Raw genomic sequence first — 16,364 nt, forward strand, 5'->3', positions numbered from 1 at the left:
TGTTTGATCACCAAAACAAACAATGACAACTAGTAAACGCCGCCTTGACCTTTTGTTTAATCAGGCGGCTTTGCTTTTATACATAGATGGAATTTTAAGTAAAAAATCTCATATTTTAAGAAATGAGGAAAAGAAGTATTTCAGCTGGAAGCAGATTTACTGCTTGTGCATCTCGTACTGATTCAAAAAAGGGGTTGGGTGAAATGTTAAAGCGTTGGCGTCTTTTATCATTATTAGCCTTAGTGCCGCTTTTATTGAGCGGCTGTGGAAAACCGTTTCTGTCCACACTCAAGCCTGCCGGCGAAGTGGCTGATAAACAATATGATCTGACGGTGCTCAGCACACTTATCATGGTTGTCGTCGTTGCGGTCGTAGCAGTTATTTTCTTTTACGTCATTGTGAGATTCAGACGGTCGCGTATAGGGGAAGACACGATACCGAAACAGGTGGAGGGGAACCGTTTTTTAGAAATCACCTGGACCGTTATTCCGATCCTGCTTCTGATTATTCTTGTCATTCCGGTTGTCATCGATACATTGGCGCTGGCGGATACGTCGCCGATGGATAAGAAAAACCGTAAAGCAGAGGATGCGCTCGTGATTAATGTAAGGGCGAATTTATACTGGTGGGAATTCGAGTATCCTGATTACGGGTTTGTGACAAGTCAGGAGCTGATCGTTCCCACAGATGAACGCGTCTATTTCAAGCTGAAGTCCTCAGATGTGAAACACTCTTTCTGGATTCCGTCAGCCGGGGGAAAAATCGATACGAATACGGATAATGACAATACTTTCTTTCTGACCTTCGATTCTAAACGCAGCAAAGAAGCGGGAGAATATTTCTTCGGGAAATGCGCAGAGCTGTGCGGACCTTCACATGCGCTGATGGATTTCAAAGTGAAACCGCTGCCGTCAAAAGAATTTAAACAATGGACGAAAGCGATGAAAAATTATAAGCATACAACAGATTCCGGTTTAGCCGCGCAAGGAGAAGAGCTGTTTAAGGAAAAAAACTGCCTGAGCTGTCATGCGGTTGAGCCCAATGATAAACGGGCTGAAGCGGCAAGAACGGCTCCGAACCTCGCTACCTTCGGTGAACGGGTCAAAGTGGCCGGCATTAAGGATGCGAATAAAGAGAATATAAAAGCCTGGCTGAAAAATCCGGACAGCATTAAACCGGGCAATAAAATGACAGGCACTTATCCGAAGCTCTCGGACGCTGAAACGGATGCGCTGTATGAATATTTAAAAGGGCTAAAAGCGGAGAACAAGTGAGGACAGGGAGATATCAGGGGGGAGGTCGTAAATGATGAATACGCTTACAGGACAGCAAAGAAAAAGCTCTTTGCTTTGGGATTATTTGACGACGGTTGACCATAAGAAAATCGCGATTTTATATATGATCGCCGGGGGATTTTTCTTCGTCGTCGGCGGACTTGAGGCCATGCTTATCAGGATTCAGCTCTTGAGGCCGGGGAACGATTTTATGGGTGCTCAGCAGTTTAATGAAATTATGACGATGCACGGCACGACAATGATCTTCCTGGCGGCGATGCCGCTGTTATTCGGGCTGATGAACGCGGTTGTGCCGCTTCAGATCGGGGCGCGTGACGTATCGTTCCCATTTCTGAATGCGCTAGGATTTTGGCTGTTTTTCTTCGGAGGCATCTTTTTGAATCTGAGCTGGTTTTTAGGAGGCGCTCCTGATGCAGGCTGGACGTCGTACGCGTCGCTTGCGCTGAATTCGAAAGGGCACGGCATAGACTTTTTCGTGCTCGGCCTGCAAATATCAGGCTTAGGTACGCTCATTGCGGGGATCAACTTTCTCGCCACGATTATTAATATGAGGGCGCCGGGTTTGACGTATATGAGACTGCCGCTGTTTACGTGGACGACATTTGTGGCGTCGGCACTCATTTTATTCGCATTTCCTCCGCTCACCGTCGGTTTGGCGCTGATGATGCTGGATCGTTTGTTCGGAACGAATTTCTTTAATCCTGAATTGGGCGGCAATACGATAATCTGGGAGCATCTGTTTTGGATTTTCGGGCATCCGGAAGTATACATTTTAATCCTTCCAGCCTTTGGGATTTTTTCAGAAATCATTCCCGTATTTGTGAGGAAACGTCTGTTCGGTTATTCGTCTATGGTCTTCGCGATCGTGCTGATCGGCTTTCTCGGGTTCATGGTTTGGGTTCACCATATGTTTACGACGGGACTCGGACCGATCGCTAATGCGATATTTGCGGTTGCGACGATGGCGATCGCGGTGCCTACGGGCATTAAAATTTTCAACTGGCTTTTGACCATCTGGGGAGGAAATGTCAAATTCACGACGCCTATGCTGTATGCCGTCGCCTTTATTCCTTCTTTCGTACTCGGAGGAGTCACGGGTGTCATGCTGGCGGCCGCAGCGGCAGATTATCAGTTCCACGATACGTATTTTGTCGTAGCGCATTTCCACTATGTCATTATCGGCGGCGTTGTGTTCGGCATCCTGGCGGGGGTGCATTTCTGGTGGCCGAAAATGTTCGGGAAGGTGCTTCATGAAACGATGGGGAAAATTTCGTTCGTCTTATTTTTTATCGGGTTTCATCTTACCTTCTTCATTCAGCATTTCCTCGGTTTGATGGGAATGCCGCGGCGCGTTTACACATATCTGCCCGGCCAGGGGCTTGATACCGGCAACCTGATCAGTTCAATCGGCGCGTTTTTCATGGCGGGCGCGGCTGCTTTACTCGTCGTCAATATTATTTATACCTCAATAAAGGGGAAATACGTCGGGAACGACCCGTGGCTGGACGGTCGTACGCTTGAATGGGCGGTCTCTTCGCCGCCGCCGGAATATAATTTTAAACAGCTTCCGTTTGTCCGGGGACTTGACCCGCTGTGGATTGAAAAGCAGGCCGGAAATGAAGGGATGGCGCCTGCAGAGCCTGTAGAGGACATTCATATGCCGAACGGCTCCATCATGCCGTTTATCATATCTTTCGGGCTGTTTGTCGCAGCGTTCGGGTTTTTATACCACTCCGATTATTCATGGGGGCTTCCGGTTATCTTCATAGGGCTCGGCATCACATTCTTTACCATGCTGCTTCGCTCTGTGGTCGATGATTACGGCTATCATATTCACAAAGAAGATCTGCCGAATGATGATAAAGGGGTGAAGGCGTAATGCAGCTGCAGGAAAAAATGACGGCTGAAACCTTTCCGGCTTCTCCTGAAAAAGCAACGCTGGAGGGGAAAAATAAGTTTTTGGGATTTTGGCTGTTTCTCGGCGGGGAAACGGTTCTGTTCGCCTCGCTATTTGCAACATTCCTTGCTTTACGGGAATCTAAAGCCGGAGGGCCGTCAACGGCTGAGATGTTTGAGCTGCCGATCGTATTTATCGCGACGATGCTTCTTTTAACGAGCAGCTTAACGAGTGTGTATGCGATGTATCATATGAAAAATTTCTCCTTTAAAAAAATGCAGGTGTGGCTTTTGGTTACCGTTTTATTGGGAGCAGGATTTTTAGGGGTAGAAATCTATGAATTTATGCATTACACTCACGAATTCGGCTTTACCATTACAAGCTCTGCGCTCGGCTCAGCGTTTTACACGCTCGTCGGCACACACGGAGCACACGTGGCGTTCGGGCTGTTGTGGATCAGCGCGCTGATGATCCGGAATGCAAAAAGAGGGCTCAGCCTTTATAATGCGCCGAAATATTATGTGGCCAGCTTATATTGGCATTTTATCGATGTCGTGTGGGTCTTTATCTTTACCGTTGTATATTTGATGGGGATGGTGGGATAACGATGGACGATAACAAAAACAGAGGGACTGTCAGTACGGATCTCGAATATCGAAAAAAGAAAAATGCCGAGGAGATGAAATATCAGGTCATATCCTTCGGTTTGATGATCGGCCTTACGCTTGTCGCGTTTTTGACGGTGGCTGCTGACGGCATTGCCGGATGGTTTACGATGCCGTTTCTGATCCTGCTTGCGGTCATCCAGGTCATCTTTCAGCTGTTTTACTTTATGCATATGAGCCAGAAGGGGCATGAAGCGCCGTCATTATTTCTGTATTCGGGAATATTTGTCGCGTTTATCACCGTGCTTGCATTTGTCACGATTATTTGGTGGTAATCGGGGCGGCGGGGAGTGAGAGATTTGATTAATTTGGAAATGTTCGGGTTTCGCGCAATGTGGAGCCCATATCTGTTTTGTATAACTGCCGTGATAACAGGTGTTTACTTTTACTGGTGCAGCCGGCATAAAGGACGTGTGTCCGCTAAGGAGAAGGTGCTGTTTGTGCTTTCCGCGCTATTTTTTTACGCGGCTGCGGGAAGTCCGGTTGATTTATTGGGCCATGTGATGTTCAGCGCCCATATGACGCAGATGGCGGTTCTGTTTTTAGTCGTACCGCCGCTGTTGATTTCCGGAATTCCCGGCTGGGCATGGAAAAAACTGATCTTCCGTCCTGTCGTAAAGCCGCTGTTTTCGTTCTTTTCAATGCCGCTTATCGCATTAGTGCTGTTTAACGGTATTTTTTCACTGTATCACATCCCGTTTATATTTGATTTCGTCAAAACGGATTCGCTGTATCACACGCTGATGAACGGACTCATCTTTGTAACGGCGTTTTTTATGTGGTGGCCGCTTGTGCATAAGGTGGACGGTCTGCCCCGTCTCAGCGGTTTAATGAAGCTGGGGTATATTATGGCAGACGGGATTCTGTTAACGCCGGCCTGCGCGCTCATTATGTTCAGCGGGGCGCCCATGTATGCCACGTATACAGATCCGGCGGCTTGGGCCGAAGCAATGAAGCTTTGCGTTCCTTTAGATTTGCTGGAGGAGATCCCTTTATCCGGACCGGAGATGTTTAACACGCTCCCTCCTCTGGAAGATCAGCAGCTTGGGGCAGTACTGATGAAAATCATTCAAGAGGCGGTCTACGGAACATATTTGGCTGTCATCTTTTTTCAGTGGGTCAGAACGGAACGGGAAAAAGATACGCTGTCAGAGCCGCCGTATATCGAGCATACCGTCTCATGAAAAAAAGTACAGCAGAATATGCTGTACTTTTTTATTACATTTGCACTGTTTTTAATGACTCTTCCAATTCAAGCAGTAAAGCTTTGCTTTCAGCGACGACATGTTCCGGAAATTCTTCAGCGCTGCCGTATTCTACGCCGTGCGGATAATAATGCTTTCCTAAAAGAGGGGCCTTCAGCTGAATCACGGCCCGGCTGCCGCCGACATCGCCCTCTTTTGCCGTTCCTTGAATCCGCAGATAAAATGTCCCCTCAGGTACTGAAAACTTTTTGTCGTAAGTCACTCTTTCATAATCCCATTGTCCAGCCAGAATGAGCCCTTTACCTTCCATCAGATCATTCAAGCGGCTGAGCTCCGCTGTTACCCCTTCAAGACCGCTGTTTTCAAACTTCAAACCTTCCCCCTCCTTTTAAAAATGCCCTTTCCTGACAATCATAGTATGAAAGCGTTACACTTTCAATGATTCATACGGTGAAAGTATGCAAAATGAAAAATTTGACGACAATAGTAGCAGAAAAAAGGAGGAATTCCGCAATGACAAAGATCAATAAGCTCATGACGTCAGACTTGCAATATTGTACAGTATTAGATAATGTATATGAAGCTGCGGTGAAGATGAAAGACGCAGATGTCGGCGCCATTCCGATAGTGGATGAAGACGGCGCCACACTTGTCGGGATCGTGACAGACAGAGATCTCGTATTACGGGGAATTGCTTCAAAAAAGCCGAACTCTCAAAAAATAACCGACGCAATGACAGAGCGGGTTATCAGTGCAGAGGAAGACGCCTCTGTGGAGGAGGTGCTCCATTTGATGGCTGAACATCAGCTCAGAAGAATTCCCGTCACAAGGGATAAAAAACTGGTCGGCATTGTTACGCTCGGCGATCTTTCGTTGGCCGAGCAATCAAATGAGCAAGCAGGCCGAGTGCTGTCTGACATTTCTGAAGACGGCGGTCCGGAGGGGTTTATCCATTAAACATAAATCACGGACGATGCAAATAGGCTGTACTGTATAAGAGTAAACAAAAACAGAACGGTTTGAACATATGGGGGTGAGAGGTTGAAAAATATCGCAAGGGCTCTCGTTATCCTTTTGCTTATTTACGGAGCGTATGTTCTGTTTATACAATATGGATCGGCTCCTCAGAAAAAGACGGATCAGGAGGAGCCTCAGGTTTCCAATGAAGAAGAGAGCGGAAAACGGCTGAAAATGCCGTCATCCGGACTGCTTTCTCTCATGGGGAAATCTGCCGCCGATGTGAAAAAGAAACTTGGGGAACCGTCCCGGAAAGATCCTTCTGCCTACGATTACGAGTGGTGGGTGTACAACCAGGGGAAAGACCAATACGTACAAGTCGGTATTTTGAATGATAAAGCCGTGACTTTATACGCTTCGGGAAGCGGCATCAACGCAAAACCGTTTAAGATCGGCGAATCGACTGGCGAAGTTTTTAAAACGACGCAGGTTTCTCCTTTTGTCAATGTGACTGACAAGGGAAACACGTATCGGTTCGAGTTTTCTGAAGAAGATATCAATACCCGTCCCACCGTCAAGATAGGCGGAATGTATGTTCAGCTGTACATGGACAAATTTGACGGGAATCTGTCAAGCATCAGGGCATTTGATGCGGAAACACTTGTGAAACAAAGGCCGTATGAAGTCATGTACAGAGGAAAGCTGACAGAACCCGAGCCTGTTTCTGATAAAAAATGGAACGATATTGAACGAGCGAGTGAACAGCAGATTCTCGATATTACAAATGTCATCCGCGTAAAACACGGACTTGCAAGGCTGAAATGGGACGAAGGCGCCGCAAAAGTGGCATTCGGCCACAGCAAGGACATGAAGGATAACAAGTATTTCTCTCACGTCTCAAAGAAATACGGGACTCTGAAGGACCGCTTGGAAAAAGGCGATGTGAAATACCGGGAGGCCGGTGAAAATATTGCCTACAACTATGTGGACGGTCCTGCAGCCGTGGAGGGCTGGCTGAACAGCGAAGGCCACAGAAAGGCGCTGTTAAGCCCGGATTATACGCACCTCGGTGTCGGCGTTGATCAGAAGTATTATACGCAAAACTTCATTAAGCCTTGGCAGTAAAAAACCGCAGAGGGGCGCGTCCCCCGCGGTTTTTTTATGTTTTTTCGCGAGCGGTGCTCCAGGCGAAAAAAACAATTTTTATATATACCTGCTTTTTTTCTCAATTTAGGCGAACATTAAGGCGCATGAACCGATACATTATAGCAGGCAAAACTTTTCGGAGGGGGTGAGAATTGTGGCGAATCAGCAATCACGGCAATCAATCGATGATTTTAAACAATTCGTAAAAAAGCATCCCAAACTGATCCAAAATGTTCGCAAGGAACAAAGAAGCTGGCAGGAAGTCTATGAAAATTGGGTTCTTCTGGGCGAGGATGATCCGATATGGGACCCTTTTAAAGACGAGGCCGTTCAGCCTTCTTCCGACGCGGAAACCAAACAGGAACCAGCTGAAAAAAACGATTTCGTTTCAAAAATGGTCACTGCCGTCAAAAAGATGGATATCAACCAAATGAATGAGCAGATCAATAAAATGAGCCAATCCATTTCATCATTGCAAAGCCTTTTAAGCCAATTTTCGGGGAGCAGCACGAAGCAGCCCCGGCAAGGCTCCGGACAACATCCTTTTTCGTTCAGAAAGGATTAAAGAAGGGGATCGTGTATGCGAAAAGAGGTTCAGGAATTCATATCCGCAGATGAGGAACGGAAACGGTTTATACGGCAGCGTCCCGTCTGGTACCGCAGACTTGCGAGAAAACCGGACGATCTCAATTCCTTTCAGCTTGACATGATGAATTTTTATGAAAAGACGATACCGCATCGGGTAAGCCAATTCTCAAACGGGATTCAAATGGCGCAGATGATGATGCAGATGGTTCACGCCATGCGTTCACAGGATTAAAAAGCGTTTAAACGCCGCATTTTCCAATTGGGTGGTTTCATGGTAAACTAGCAACTGGAGGTGCGTATTTATGTATGCAACAATTGAGTCCGTCAAGCTTCAAAGTGAAGCGGAGCAGCTTGCCGGCATGATTCTGCAGTCTGAGACGGCTGAAAATTACCGCGATTGTTACAAGCGTCTCCGTGAAGATGAAGAGGCAGGGCGGATCATTCGTTCTTTTATGAGCGTTAAAGAGCAGTATGAGGATGTGCAGCGCTTTGGCAAATACCATCCTGATTATAGAGAGATTTCCCGCAAAATGAGAGAAATGAAACGGGAACTGGATTTAAACGATAAGGTGGCCGAATTTAAAAAAGCGGAGACTGAGCTTCAGTCGCTGCTTGACGAGATCAGCATTGAACTCGGAACGGCCGTCTCGGAGCATGTAAAAGTTCCGACGGGGAATCCTTATTTTGACGGCCTGTCATCCTGCGGCGGCGGGTGCGGTTCCGGCGGCGGCTGCGGATGCAAAGTTTCCTGACGAGACGACCGTCTCGTCTTTTACATAAAATGAACAGAAAGTCAGGCGGGTGATCATGATGGAAAATAAGCGCCAAGGCATAATCGTATATCTGCATTCCTTAAAACACAGCAAAATGCTGAGAAAATTCGGCAACGTTCATTATGTTTCCAAGCGGCTGAAATACGTTGTGCTGTATTGCGATATGGACCTAATCGAAAAAACAATGGAAAAGATTTCTTCTTATTCATATGTGAAGAAGGTAGAGCCTTCTTATAAACCTTTTTTAAAGCTGGAATTTGAATCAAAGCTTGATAAAGCGAAAGAGTACGATTATAAAATCGGCATATAAAAAAATCCCCGCAGATACCTGCGGGGTCCTTCTATTCCTTAACAAGTTAAGGAGAAGGAAAAGGGAGAGGAGAAACCGGAGGAAGAACTTATGGGGAAACGTAAGTCTTCTCCGCGGTTGGCAACAACATCATTCATTGATGCTGTTACACGTAGTCTTGACAGGAATGTGAATATGTATACACGTTTTTCACGTTCATTGTTTGAAAGAATGCTTTATGATAAGATAGGGATTGTTTTGATACATAACGGCTCAGCCGATGAGAAACATCAAAGTTTTCAGAAAAAGTGGTGTGAATAATGAGAGTAATTTCCGGTTCAAGAAAAGGACGAGCCTTAAAGGCTGTGCCGGGCACATCAACAAGGCCGACGACGGATAAAGTAAAAGAGTCTATTTTTAATATGATCGGCCCGTATTTTGACGGAGGAACGGGGCTGGATTTGTTTGCGGGGAGCGGCGGTCTCGGGATTGAAGCGCTGTCGCGCGGATTTGACCGCTGTATCTTTGTGGATCGTGATTTCAAAGCCATCCAAACGGTAAAAGCGAATATCAAAGCGCTTGATCTGCTGTCTTCAGCGGAAGTATACCGCAATGATGCAGAGCGGGCCCTCTATGCCGCGGCGAAACGGGAAAAAGGTTTTGACGGAATTTTCTTAGATCCTCCGTATAAGGAACAAAAGCTGAAAGCGCTTATCGAAATGATTGATGAGCAGAACATGCTGAATGAAGACGGTTTTGTCGTAGCCGAGCATGATAAAGCCGTTGCGCTTCCTGAAGCCGTCGGCGCGCTTTCTGTAACAAGAAGGGAAATTTACGGGCTTACAGGAGTGACGATATACCGAAATAGGGGGTAATGATGTGGCAAGTATAGCTGTATGTCCCGGAAGTTTTGATCCCGTTACCTACGGACATCTGGACATTATCAGACGGGGGGCAAACGTGTTTGAGCAGGTGTACGTATGCGTGCTCAATAATTCTTCTAAGCAGCCGCTGTTTACAGTTGAGGAACGATGTGAGCTGTTAAGAGAAGTGACAAAAGACATACCGAATGTTACGGTCGAGACGTCACAGGGACTGTTAATCGACTATGCGAAAAAAAAGCGGGCGAAGGCGATTATCAGGGGGCTCAGAGCCGTTTCTGACTTCGAATATGAGATGCAGGGGACTTCCGTCAACCGCGTGCTCGACGAATCAATAGAAACTTTTTTTATGATGACGAACAATCAGTACTCTTTTTTAAGTTCAAGCATCGTAAAAGAAGTCGCAAAATATAACGGGCCTGTTTCAGAGTTTGTTCCTCCGGAAGTTGAACAGGCGCTGATGCAGAAATTTAAAGGATGAGAAGCGCTGATTGGCGTCTCATCCTTTTTTTGTCCGTGCTGACAGCCTGTAACAATAAATCAATGCGTATACGGCGAGAGCTGTCAGCGTGATGGCGGGACCGGTTTCAACAAGTGTATTCCAGCCGCTGACGGCAGCAGATCCTGCGTCCTGATCGCGGAAAGGGAGGAATACGGACTGGTAAGGTTCGTCCAATGCAAGGTAAAGCGGCTTCCACAGTAAGAGAATAAAGAGTGCGGCATAAATGCCCTGAAGGATACGCGCCGCGAAAAACGGTTTAAAGCGGATATCTGTTTCCGATAAAATGCCGGCTACCTGGGCCTGTACGGAAAGGCCGCTGAACCCGAGAATAAAACTCACAATCATGGCTTTCGGCAGCAAGGCGGCATCAGCTTCACTGACCAGCTTGCTCCCAAGTGTAATTTCAAACATTCCGCTGATAAGAGGGATGTCCAGATTTGCCGGAAGATGAAAAAGCGAAAGCAGCACGTTTGTAAATACAGAAAGCACATCCATGACTTGTACGATTGATAATAACCGGCTGAAAACCGAAAACAATATAATAAAACCGCCCACCATCAGCAAGGTTTGTACAGAAGAGGTGACGGCGTCGCCCAAAATTTTTCCGAGCGGCCGTTTTTCCGAAAGCCGCGCCTTGTGGAGGGCCAGAAATGCTTCCTTCAGAGAAGGGAGAGCGATCGTCTTTTTACCGGTATACGCCGCTTCTTCTTTCCGTCCGTATGAACGCATCGTCAGGCCGACGGCGATGTTTCCGAGATAGTGAGCCGATGCCAGCAGAATGCCGAGAGACGCGTTATGAAAAAAGCCGACTGCCACAGCAGCGAATATAAATAACGGATTGGATGAATTGGTAAAAGAGACGAGGCGTTCAGCCTCTACTCTGGAGATTTGTTTATCCTGGCGCAGCCGTGCAGTCAGCTTCGCGCCGGCCGGATTGCCTGAAGCCATGCCCATAGCCAGTACAAATCCGCCGACCCCCGGCACTCTGAAAATGGGACGCATAAAGGGTTCGAGTAAAAGGCCGACAAACTTGACAATGCCGAATCCGATTAAAAGCTCAGATAGAATAAAAAACGGAAGCAATGAAGGAAAAACTACCTCCCACCACATGGAAAGACCGGTTTTGGAGGCTTCGAATGAGGCCTGAGGGTGTGAAATAACCGTAGCCGTCAAAAAAATGAAAAACAATGAAATCAAAAATGTATGAAACTTAGACAAATTCATTCTTACCTCCCCGATGCTAAAATTGCACACTGACATTTATATCATGATAAAATATAGAACAGACCTTAAAGGCGGCCGGGCAAGTACCTATTTGTCATCCTGTACTAATATACGAGCATAGGGGTTCAATTTAGACCATAGAATTCATGTATAGGATGTCTATTAGGGGGTTCGTCGCGTTGGCCAAACCTACAATCGGGTTAGCGTTAGGTTCGGGAGGGGCAAGAGGCATCGCTCATCTCGGAGTGTTATCCAGTTTACATAAGCATCAGATTCCAATTGATATGATTGCCGGCAGCAGCATGGGAGCATTAGTCGGAAGCTTTTATGCGGCCGGGCATGACGTGGCCACGATGAAAAAAGTCGCTAAAGCATTTAAGCGGCGGCTGTACGCGGATTATACGATGCCGAAGCTCGGATTTTTAAAAGGAGACCGCATCAGGCAGCTCGTTCATGCCTATACGTACGGCAAGCCGATAGAAGAACTGCGGATCCCGCTCGGCATCGTGGCCTGCGACCTTCAGACCGGCGAAAAACTCGTTTTTACGAAAGGTTCAGTGTCCGAAGCCGTCCGCGCGAGCATCAGCATACCGGGCGTTTTCGTCCCGCAAAAAATGAACGGACGTATGTTAGTCGACGGCGCGGTGGTCGACAGAATCCCGGTTTCCGCCGTAAAAGATATGGGTGCTGATATCGTCATCGCCTCTGACGTATCCCGGGTGAAAAAAACGGAAAAGGCGGCACATATTTTTGATGTAATCATGCAAAGTATGGATATACTGCAAAATGAATTGGTCCGTCACCAGACCATTGCCGCAGACGTCATGATCCGCCCTTCTCTTGAATCATTCAGCTCAAGTTCTTTTGCCAACATTGATCATATGATCACAGCGGGCGAAGAAGCCGCAGACCGGATGATCGGCCGGATTAAACAAGAAATAGAGAACTGGGAGGGCTAACTCATATGAAAGCAAAACATTTTCGCTGGGTGTTTATCATCCTGATCTTATTAATCGCTGTTACATTTATTAAGCTTCCGTATTACATCACACAGCCGGGAGAAGCATCAGAGCTGAGACCGCTGATTAAGGTGGACGGAGGCTATCCTGAAAAAGGAAGCCTTTCCTTGATGACTGTCAAAGTAGGCCCCGCCAATCCGTATACATATCTTTGGGCGAAAGTGCATCCTTACGAAGAAATCGTCCCTGATGAAAGCATAAAAGAAGAGGGCGAATCGGACTCGGATTATATGAAGCGCCAGCTGCAAATGATGAAAAGCTCCCAAGAAAACGCGGTCATTGCCGCTTATCAAAAAGCCGGGAAACAGGTGAAATACTCATTTAACGGCATTTATGCCAGTTCAGTCGTCTCTGACATGCCGGCAAAAGGAAAAATAGAGGTCGGTGATAAAATCATCAGCGCGGACGGGAAAACATACGAATCCGCTGAAAAGCTGATTGATTATATCAGCAGCAAAAAAGCGGGGGAAAAAGTAACGTTTCACATTGAACGGGACACGAAAGAAAAGACCGTTGACATTGTGCTGAAATCATTCCCGGACGACCCGAAAAGAGCGGGAATCGGTGTCGCATTATATACGGACCGGAACGTGAAAGTGAAGCCGGATCTTCATTTCAGCATTGAAAACATCGGCGGGCCTTCTGCGGGTCTCATGATGTCTTTAGAAATTTACAACCAGCTGACAAAACCTGACGAAACAAAAGGCTATAATATAGCCGGAACAGGGACAATCGACGTGGACGGCAAAGTCGGACCGATCGGCGGAATCGATCAGAAAGTCGTCGCCGCAGACAAAGCGGGAAAAGATATTTTCTTTGCGCCGAATCAAAACGGAGCTGAAAATTCTGATTACAAAAATGCGGTAAAAACGGCGAAAGCAATCAAGTCCGATATGAAAATCGTCCCTGTCGACACCATGCAGGACGCACTTGACTATTTGGATCAGCTGAAAGTAAAAAGCACCTGATACAGACAGGTGCTTTTTTTACGCATTCAAAAAACACTTTTCGTCTTCATCATAGCGGATCGGCGCTTGTGAAAATTCCTGTTTCTCAAACAATGTGCGTTCAGGTTCGTTTATCGGCAGGCTGTAAACCCGTCCCGCCAGTATGTCCAGATCCAGAGCGGGATGAGAGAAAGAAGAGAGCTTGCTGACGAGAGGTGCGGTAAGCTCTTTTTTCTTTGCCGACAGGTACGCCTGTCCTTTTTTCGTCATTCCGAGAAGACGGATATAAGGAGCGCTTGAAGGCTGCAAGAGCCGATGCATGTCTTCTTTTTTCGTCCGTGTCAGAATGTGCGTGTTCATCCGCTGCAGCCTCGTCCACGTGTATCGTTTTGTTTTCAATCGTTCCATCATTTCGCGATAGGATCGGGCTTGTCTGATGGTGCGCAGAATTCTGTGCTCAAGGCCTTCTTCCACTTCATAGATTCGGCTCAATTCTTCAGCGGAAAGAGTGCTGAGGCTGTATTTTACATATGAAAAATAGTCTTCCGTGCTGTGCCATATGCCGTATGAATTTCTGTATGCCTCCAGCTCACGCGCAGACGCTTCCGGGAGAAAGCTCCTTACGGCCGCCGTTCCTTTTTCTATCAGCGCTTTCCGGATGCTTGTTGCGCTGGCTATCCGGCTGTTATCTCCGGGAAGCTCGGCGTCATGATATTGGGAAGCGATTCTGGCTGTCGTATAAGGCTTCATAGCGGAACCGGAGGTGTGTATCGCTCTAACGTAGTGAAAACCGAGAATATTGTTCGGCTTGGACAAATCGAGCATGTCCCGCCCTTTGAATATGTGTGAAAAAGCTTTTGAGGCGGCGGCCGGATAGCTGAGACCCTTTTTCAGCTCCTCTTTCAGAATCAGGCTGCAGTCATCTTCCTTTCGGCTGAACGCTTCAGACGCTTCAATAAAGGGTTCGATCCGCCCGTTTTCGCTGCCGAAAAACAAGCTGCTGCATCCTAAATGATGAAGAAGCGAAACGCTGCCGCGCGCGAATAATTCCGCTTTTTGTACGGCATATATATAAGGGAGCTCAATGACGATATCCACGCCGTTTTCCAGCGCCATTTTTGTCCGGCCCCACTTTGAGACGGCGGCCGGTTCCCCGCGCTGCAAAAAAGGGCCGCTCATCACCGCCGCCGCGACGCTGCTGTCCGTTTTGATTTTTGCTTGTTCCGCATGATAGCGGTGTCCGTTATGAAAGGGATTATATTCAACAACCAGGCCGACTGCTTTCATATTTGTCCCGCCTTTCTTGCTATGTTTTGCTTCGTGTGGTACATTTGCAAATGAAGTGCATATTTTAGTCCGTTTCGTTTAGTGTATGCATAGCCTATCCGGCTGTCAACGATTGCATGACGGCGGCATTATGCTGTAAAGAAAAAATATTGACAAAAACATTCTGAAAAGCTATAATCATGTTTGTTGCTTTCCTGAGGTGATACAAATGAAATGGACGATTTATCAGCTTCATCAAATGGCGAAAAAGAGCTTTGAATTTGATGAAACAGTTGAGTTAAATGAGCTGACAAAATTGAATTCTGACATCCGCCGCATTTCTCCCGTCCGGGTGAAGGGCCGCGCGGAGATTGAATCCAAGCAAGTTTCGTTTGACTTTACGATTTCAGGCGAAATGGTTTTGCCGTGCTCAAGAACTTTAGTTGATGTGCCGTATCCATTTACAATCGCGACAAAAGAACTGTTTAGATTTCATAAGTCGGATGATATAGAAGATGAGGACGTTCATTTTGCTGAAGACGATACCGTCGACTTAACTCCGATCATAAAAGAAGAGATTCTTTTAGAAATTCCTATGCAAGTCTTTTGTGAAACTGAACAAAAAGAAGGAGCCGCTCCCCAAGTGGGGAAAGATTGGCAAGTGATTTCTGAGGAAGACAAGAAAAATCAAATCGACCCCAGACTTGCGGATCTGAAAAAGCTCTTAACACAAGATGATGAATCTTAACTCTTTAAGGAGGTGGGAATAATGGCTGTACCTTTTAGAAGAACTTCTAAAATGAAAAAAAGATTGCGCCGTACACATTTCAAACTAAATGTACCTGGTATGACAGAATGCCCGTCATGCGGAGAGATGAAATTGTCTCACCGTGTATGTAAAGCATGCGGATCATACAACGGCAAAGACATAAATGTTAAAAGCAATTAATGTATGAAGAAAAGCGCGGGAATCTCGGTTCCTGCGCTTTTCTTTTTTTTGCCCCTCCAGCCTGCTCCCGCCGAAAAAATTGTGAGCCCCAGTAGTCTATCTAATCTATCAGCGGCATATGTATGAGGTAAATGAGCAAATATGGAGGGAGATACGATTGACGATAACGAGACAAGACGCGTGGACGCAAGATGAAGATTTGCTGCTGGCAGAAGTGGTGCTCAGGCATATTCGGGAAGGCGGGACCCAGCTTTCCGCTTTTGAAGAAGTCGGCAGAGCGCTGACGAGAACGGCTGCCGCCTGCGGGTTCAGATGGAATTCTTATGTCAGAAAACAATATCAGTCAGGGATAGAACTGGCGAAAAAACAGCGGAAGGAATTAAGAAAGCAGATCGGGGTGCATTCCGCCAATCTGCCGGGAACCGTCAAACAGCCTCCGATCCGCAGGGCTGAAGGAGAAAAAGAGCTGTCCATTGATGATGTCATTTTGTTTCTGCAGCAATTTAAAGAGTCGCCAGCCGCAGCGGATATGCGTCATGAAAAAGAAAAACTCACAGAACAGCTGACCGCGCTGCAAAAAGAAGTCGAGGATCTGCGTGAGGAAAATGAAAGCTTGAGAAACAAGCTGGAGATGACGGAAGAAGATTATAAAGCGTTAATTGATATTATGGACAGAGCGAGAAGGATGGTCAATTCAAAAGAAGACGACAGAAAATCGGCGCAGAGCCTGTAAAATGAACCGGCCTGGGGGCGGCGCCCCG

Annotated in this window: 22 protein-coding genes; 19 read left to right on the plus strand and 3 right to left on the minus strand. The window is 46.8% G+C overall.

Going from position 1 to position 16,364, the window contains the following annotated elements; translation table 11 throughout:
• Positions 1-203 precede the first annotated feature (203 nt).
• Genes coxB through ctaG form a run of 5 tightly spaced genes read left to right on the plus strand, consistent with a single transcriptional unit; the run spans position 204 to position 5,041 of the window.
• The gene (gene coxB, locus NSQ37_RS13365) at positions 204-1,274 is read left to right on the plus strand and encodes a cytochrome c oxidase subunit II (RefSeq protein WP_003154484.1); all 1,071 of its coding nucleotides are present in this window, start codon (positions 204-206) and stop codon (positions 1,272-1,274) included.
• A gap of 31 nt (positions 1,275-1,305) precedes the next feature.
• Entirely contained in the window at positions 1,306-3,174 is a 1,869-nt protein-coding gene (gene ctaD / locus NSQ37_RS13370) for a cytochrome c oxidase subunit I (protein WP_341123946.1), read from the plus strand.
• Positions 3,174-3,797, plus strand: a complete 624-nt coding sequence (gene ctaE, locus NSQ37_RS13375; RefSeq protein WP_003154482.1) for a cytochrome c oxidase subunit III — start codon at positions 3,174-3,176, stop codon at positions 3,795-3,797. Before ctaD ends, ctaE begins: the two co-directional genes overlap by 1 nt.
• A 2-nt stretch (positions 3,798-3,799) precedes the next feature.
• On the plus strand, positions 3,800-4,132 hold the full coding sequence (gene ctaF / locus NSQ37_RS13380; RefSeq protein ID WP_007409686.1) for a cytochrome c oxidase subunit IVB: 333 nt from the start codon (positions 3,800-3,802) through the stop codon (positions 4,130-4,132).
• A gap of 24 nt (positions 4,133-4,156) precedes the next feature.
• Positions 4,157-5,041 carry a cytochrome c oxidase assembly factor CtaG gene (gene ctaG, locus NSQ37_RS13385; protein ID WP_020953993.1) on the plus strand — a complete coding sequence of 295 codons (885 nt, stop codon included), beginning with the start codon at positions 4,157-4,159 and terminating at the stop codon, positions 5,039-5,041.
• A gap of 34 nt (positions 5,042-5,075) precedes the next feature.
• On the opposite strand, the gene NSQ37_RS13390 is transcribed toward ctaG, so the two are convergent.
• Positions 5,076-5,435, minus strand: coding sequence for a YugN family protein (locus NSQ37_RS13390; protein WP_007409688.1), 360 nt, complete (start codon positions 5,433-5,435; stop codon positions 5,076-5,078).
• A gap of 140 nt (positions 5,436-5,575) precedes the next feature.
• Between NSQ37_RS13390 and NSQ37_RS13395 the strand changes: the two genes are divergently transcribed.
• The 9 genes from NSQ37_RS13395 (at position 5,576) to coaD (ending at position 10,177) form a co-directional block, all read left to right on the plus strand.
• Positions 5,576-6,019 carry a CBS domain-containing protein gene (locus NSQ37_RS13395; RefSeq protein WP_032871405.1) on the plus strand — a complete coding sequence of 148 codons (444 nt, stop codon included), beginning with the start codon at positions 5,576-5,578 and terminating at the stop codon, positions 6,017-6,019.
• Positions 6,020-6,103: 84 nt separating this feature from the next.
• Positions 6,104-7,144, plus strand: coding sequence for a CAP domain-containing protein (locus NSQ37_RS13400; protein ID WP_007409690.1), 1,041 nt, complete (start codon positions 6,104-6,106; stop codon positions 7,142-7,144).
• A gap of 175 nt (positions 7,145-7,319) precedes the next feature.
• Positions 7,320-7,730, plus strand: coding sequence for a YlbD family protein (locus tag NSQ37_RS13405; RefSeq protein WP_007409691.1), 411 nt, complete (start codon positions 7,320-7,322; stop codon positions 7,728-7,730).
• A 15-nt stretch (positions 7,731-7,745) separates the two neighbouring features.
• Positions 7,746-7,985, plus strand: coding sequence for a YlbE-like family protein (locus NSQ37_RS13410; RefSeq protein WP_003154475.1), 240 nt, complete (start codon positions 7,746-7,748; stop codon positions 7,983-7,985).
• 70 nt (positions 7,986-8,055) lie between these two features.
• Positions 8,056-8,505, plus strand: coding sequence for a YlbF family regulator (locus NSQ37_RS13415; protein WP_003154472.1), 450 nt, complete (start codon positions 8,056-8,058; stop codon positions 8,503-8,505).
• 58 nt (positions 8,506-8,563) lie between these two features.
• Positions 8,564-8,836, plus strand: coding sequence for a YlbG family protein (locus NSQ37_RS13420; RefSeq protein ID WP_014417705.1), 273 nt, complete (start codon positions 8,564-8,566; stop codon positions 8,834-8,836).
• 90 nt (positions 8,837-8,926) lie between these two features.
• The gene (locus NSQ37_RS13425) at positions 8,927-9,136 is read left to right on the plus strand and encodes a hypothetical protein (protein WP_007409692.1); all 210 of its coding nucleotides are present in this window, start codon (positions 8,927-8,929) and stop codon (positions 9,134-9,136) included.
• A complete protein-coding gene (gene rsmD, locus NSQ37_RS13430; protein ID WP_007409693.1) occupies positions 9,136-9,690 on the plus strand; it encodes a 16S rRNA (guanine(966)-N(2))-methyltransferase RsmD in 555 nt (184 codons plus the stop codon). Before NSQ37_RS13425 ends, rsmD begins: the two co-directional genes overlap by 1 nt.
• A 4-nt stretch (positions 9,691-9,694) precedes the next feature.
• Positions 9,695-10,177 carry a pantetheine-phosphate adenylyltransferase gene (coaD, locus tag NSQ37_RS13435; RefSeq protein ID WP_007409694.1) on the plus strand — a complete coding sequence of 161 codons (483 nt, stop codon included), beginning with the start codon at positions 9,695-9,697 and terminating at the stop codon, positions 10,175-10,177.
• Positions 10,178-10,195: 18 nt separating this feature from the next.
• On the opposite strand, the gene ylbJ is transcribed toward coaD, so the two are convergent.
• The gene (ylbJ, locus tag NSQ37_RS13440; RefSeq protein WP_341123947.1) at positions 10,196-11,422 is read right to left on the minus strand and encodes a sporulation integral membrane protein YlbJ; all 1,227 of its coding nucleotides are present in this window, start codon (positions 11,420-11,422) and stop codon (positions 10,196-10,198) included.
• A 179-nt stretch (positions 11,423-11,601) separates the two neighbouring features.
• On the opposite strand from ylbJ, the gene NSQ37_RS13445 reads away from it, so the two are divergent.
• Together NSQ37_RS13445 and NSQ37_RS13450 are read left to right on the plus strand one after the other, a co-directional pair.
• Entirely contained in the window at positions 11,602-12,381 is a 780-nt protein-coding gene (locus NSQ37_RS13445; protein WP_007409696.1) for a patatin family protein, read from the plus strand.
• 5 nt (positions 12,382-12,386) lie between these two features.
• Entirely contained in the window at positions 12,387-13,409 is a 1,023-nt protein-coding gene (locus NSQ37_RS13450; protein ID WP_007409697.1) for a SepM family pheromone-processing serine protease, read from the plus strand.
• Positions 13,410-13,427: 18 nt separating this feature from the next.
• Here NSQ37_RS13450 and NSQ37_RS13455 read toward each other — a convergent pair whose 3' ends face one another.
• Entirely contained in the window at positions 13,428-14,675 is a 1,248-nt protein-coding gene (locus NSQ37_RS13455; protein WP_020955779.1) for a nucleotidyltransferase, read from the minus strand.
• 208 nt (positions 14,676-14,883) lie between these two features.
• Here NSQ37_RS13455 and NSQ37_RS13460 point away from each other — a divergent pair, with 208 nt between their 5' ends.
• From NSQ37_RS13460 to gerR, 3 genes are all read left to right on the plus strand, one after another.
• Positions 14,884-15,402 carry a YceD family protein gene (locus NSQ37_RS13460; RefSeq protein ID WP_007409699.1) on the plus strand — a complete coding sequence of 173 codons (519 nt, stop codon included), beginning with the start codon at positions 14,884-14,886 and terminating at the stop codon, positions 15,400-15,402.
• Positions 15,403-15,423: 21 nt separating this feature from the next.
• Positions 15,424-15,603 (plus strand): 50S ribosomal protein L32, encoded by a 180-nt coding sequence (gene rpmF / locus NSQ37_RS13465; protein ID WP_003154457.1) that lies wholly within the window; start codon positions 15,424-15,426, stop codon positions 15,601-15,603.
• A 157-nt stretch (positions 15,604-15,760) separates the two neighbouring features.
• Entirely contained in the window at positions 15,761-16,336 is a 576-nt protein-coding gene (gene gerR / locus NSQ37_RS13470) for a sporulation-specific transcriptional regulator GerR (protein ID WP_015239811.1), read from the plus strand.
• Positions 16,337-16,364 lie beyond the last annotated feature (28 nt).

This window comes from Bacillus sp. FSL P4-0334, assembly GCF_038004825.1.
Classification (GTDB): domain Bacteria; phylum Bacillota; class Bacilli; order Bacillales; family Bacillaceae; genus Bacillus; species Bacillus velezensis.

What these genes read in the sequence shown, in the direction of transcription:
- coxB (WP_003154484.1), top strand. Translation starts at nt 204, where the DNA reads ATGTTAAAGCGTTGGCGTCTTTTATCATTATTAGCCTTAGTGCCGCTT.
- ctaD (WP_341123946.1), top strand. Translation starts at nt 1,306, where the DNA reads ATGATGAATACGCTTACAGGACAGCAAAGAAAAAGCTCTTTGCTTTGG.
- ctaE (WP_003154482.1), top strand. Translation starts at nt 3,174, where the DNA reads ATGCAGCTGCAGGAAAAAATGACGGCTGAAACCTTTCCGGCTTCTCCT.
- ctaF (WP_007409686.1), top strand. Translation starts at nt 3,800, where the DNA reads ATGGACGATAACAAAAACAGAGGGACTGTCAGTACGGATCTCGAATAT.
- NSQ37_RS13395 (WP_032871405.1), top strand. Translation starts at nt 5,576, where the DNA reads ATGACAAAGATCAATAAGCTCATGACGTCAGACTTGCAATATTGTACA.
- NSQ37_RS13410 (WP_003154475.1), top strand. Translation starts at nt 7,746, where the DNA reads ATGCGAAAAGAGGTTCAGGAATTCATATCCGCAGATGAGGAACGGAAA.
- NSQ37_RS13415 (WP_003154472.1), top strand. Translation starts at nt 8,056, where the DNA reads ATGTATGCAACAATTGAGTCCGTCAAGCTTCAAAGTGAAGCGGAGCAG.
- NSQ37_RS13420 (WP_014417705.1), top strand. Translation starts at nt 8,564, where the DNA reads ATGGAAAATAAGCGCCAAGGCATAATCGTATATCTGCATTCCTTAAAA.
- NSQ37_RS13425 (WP_007409692.1), top strand. Translation starts at nt 8,927, where the DNA reads ATGGGGAAACGTAAGTCTTCTCCGCGGTTGGCAACAACATCATTCATT.
- rsmD (WP_007409693.1), top strand. Translation starts at nt 9,136, where the DNA reads ATGAGAGTAATTTCCGGTTCAAGAAAAGGACGAGCCTTAAAGGCTGTG.
- ylbJ (WP_341123947.1), bottom strand. Translation starts at nt 11,422, where the DNA reads ATGAATTTGTCTAAGTTTCATACATTTTTGATTTCATTGTTTTTCATT.
- NSQ37_RS13450 (WP_007409697.1), top strand. Translation starts at nt 12,387, where the DNA reads ATGAAAGCAAAACATTTTCGCTGGGTGTTTATCATCCTGATCTTATTA.
- NSQ37_RS13455 (WP_020955779.1), bottom strand. Translation starts at nt 14,675, where the DNA reads ATGAAAGCAGTCGGCCTGGTTGTTGAATATAATCCCTTTCATAACGGA.
- NSQ37_RS13460 (WP_007409699.1), top strand. Translation starts at nt 14,884, where the DNA reads ATGAAATGGACGATTTATCAGCTTCATCAAATGGCGAAAAAGAGCTTT.
- rpmF (WP_003154457.1), top strand. Translation starts at nt 15,424, where the DNA reads ATGGCTGTACCTTTTAGAAGAACTTCTAAAATGAAAAAAAGATTGCGC.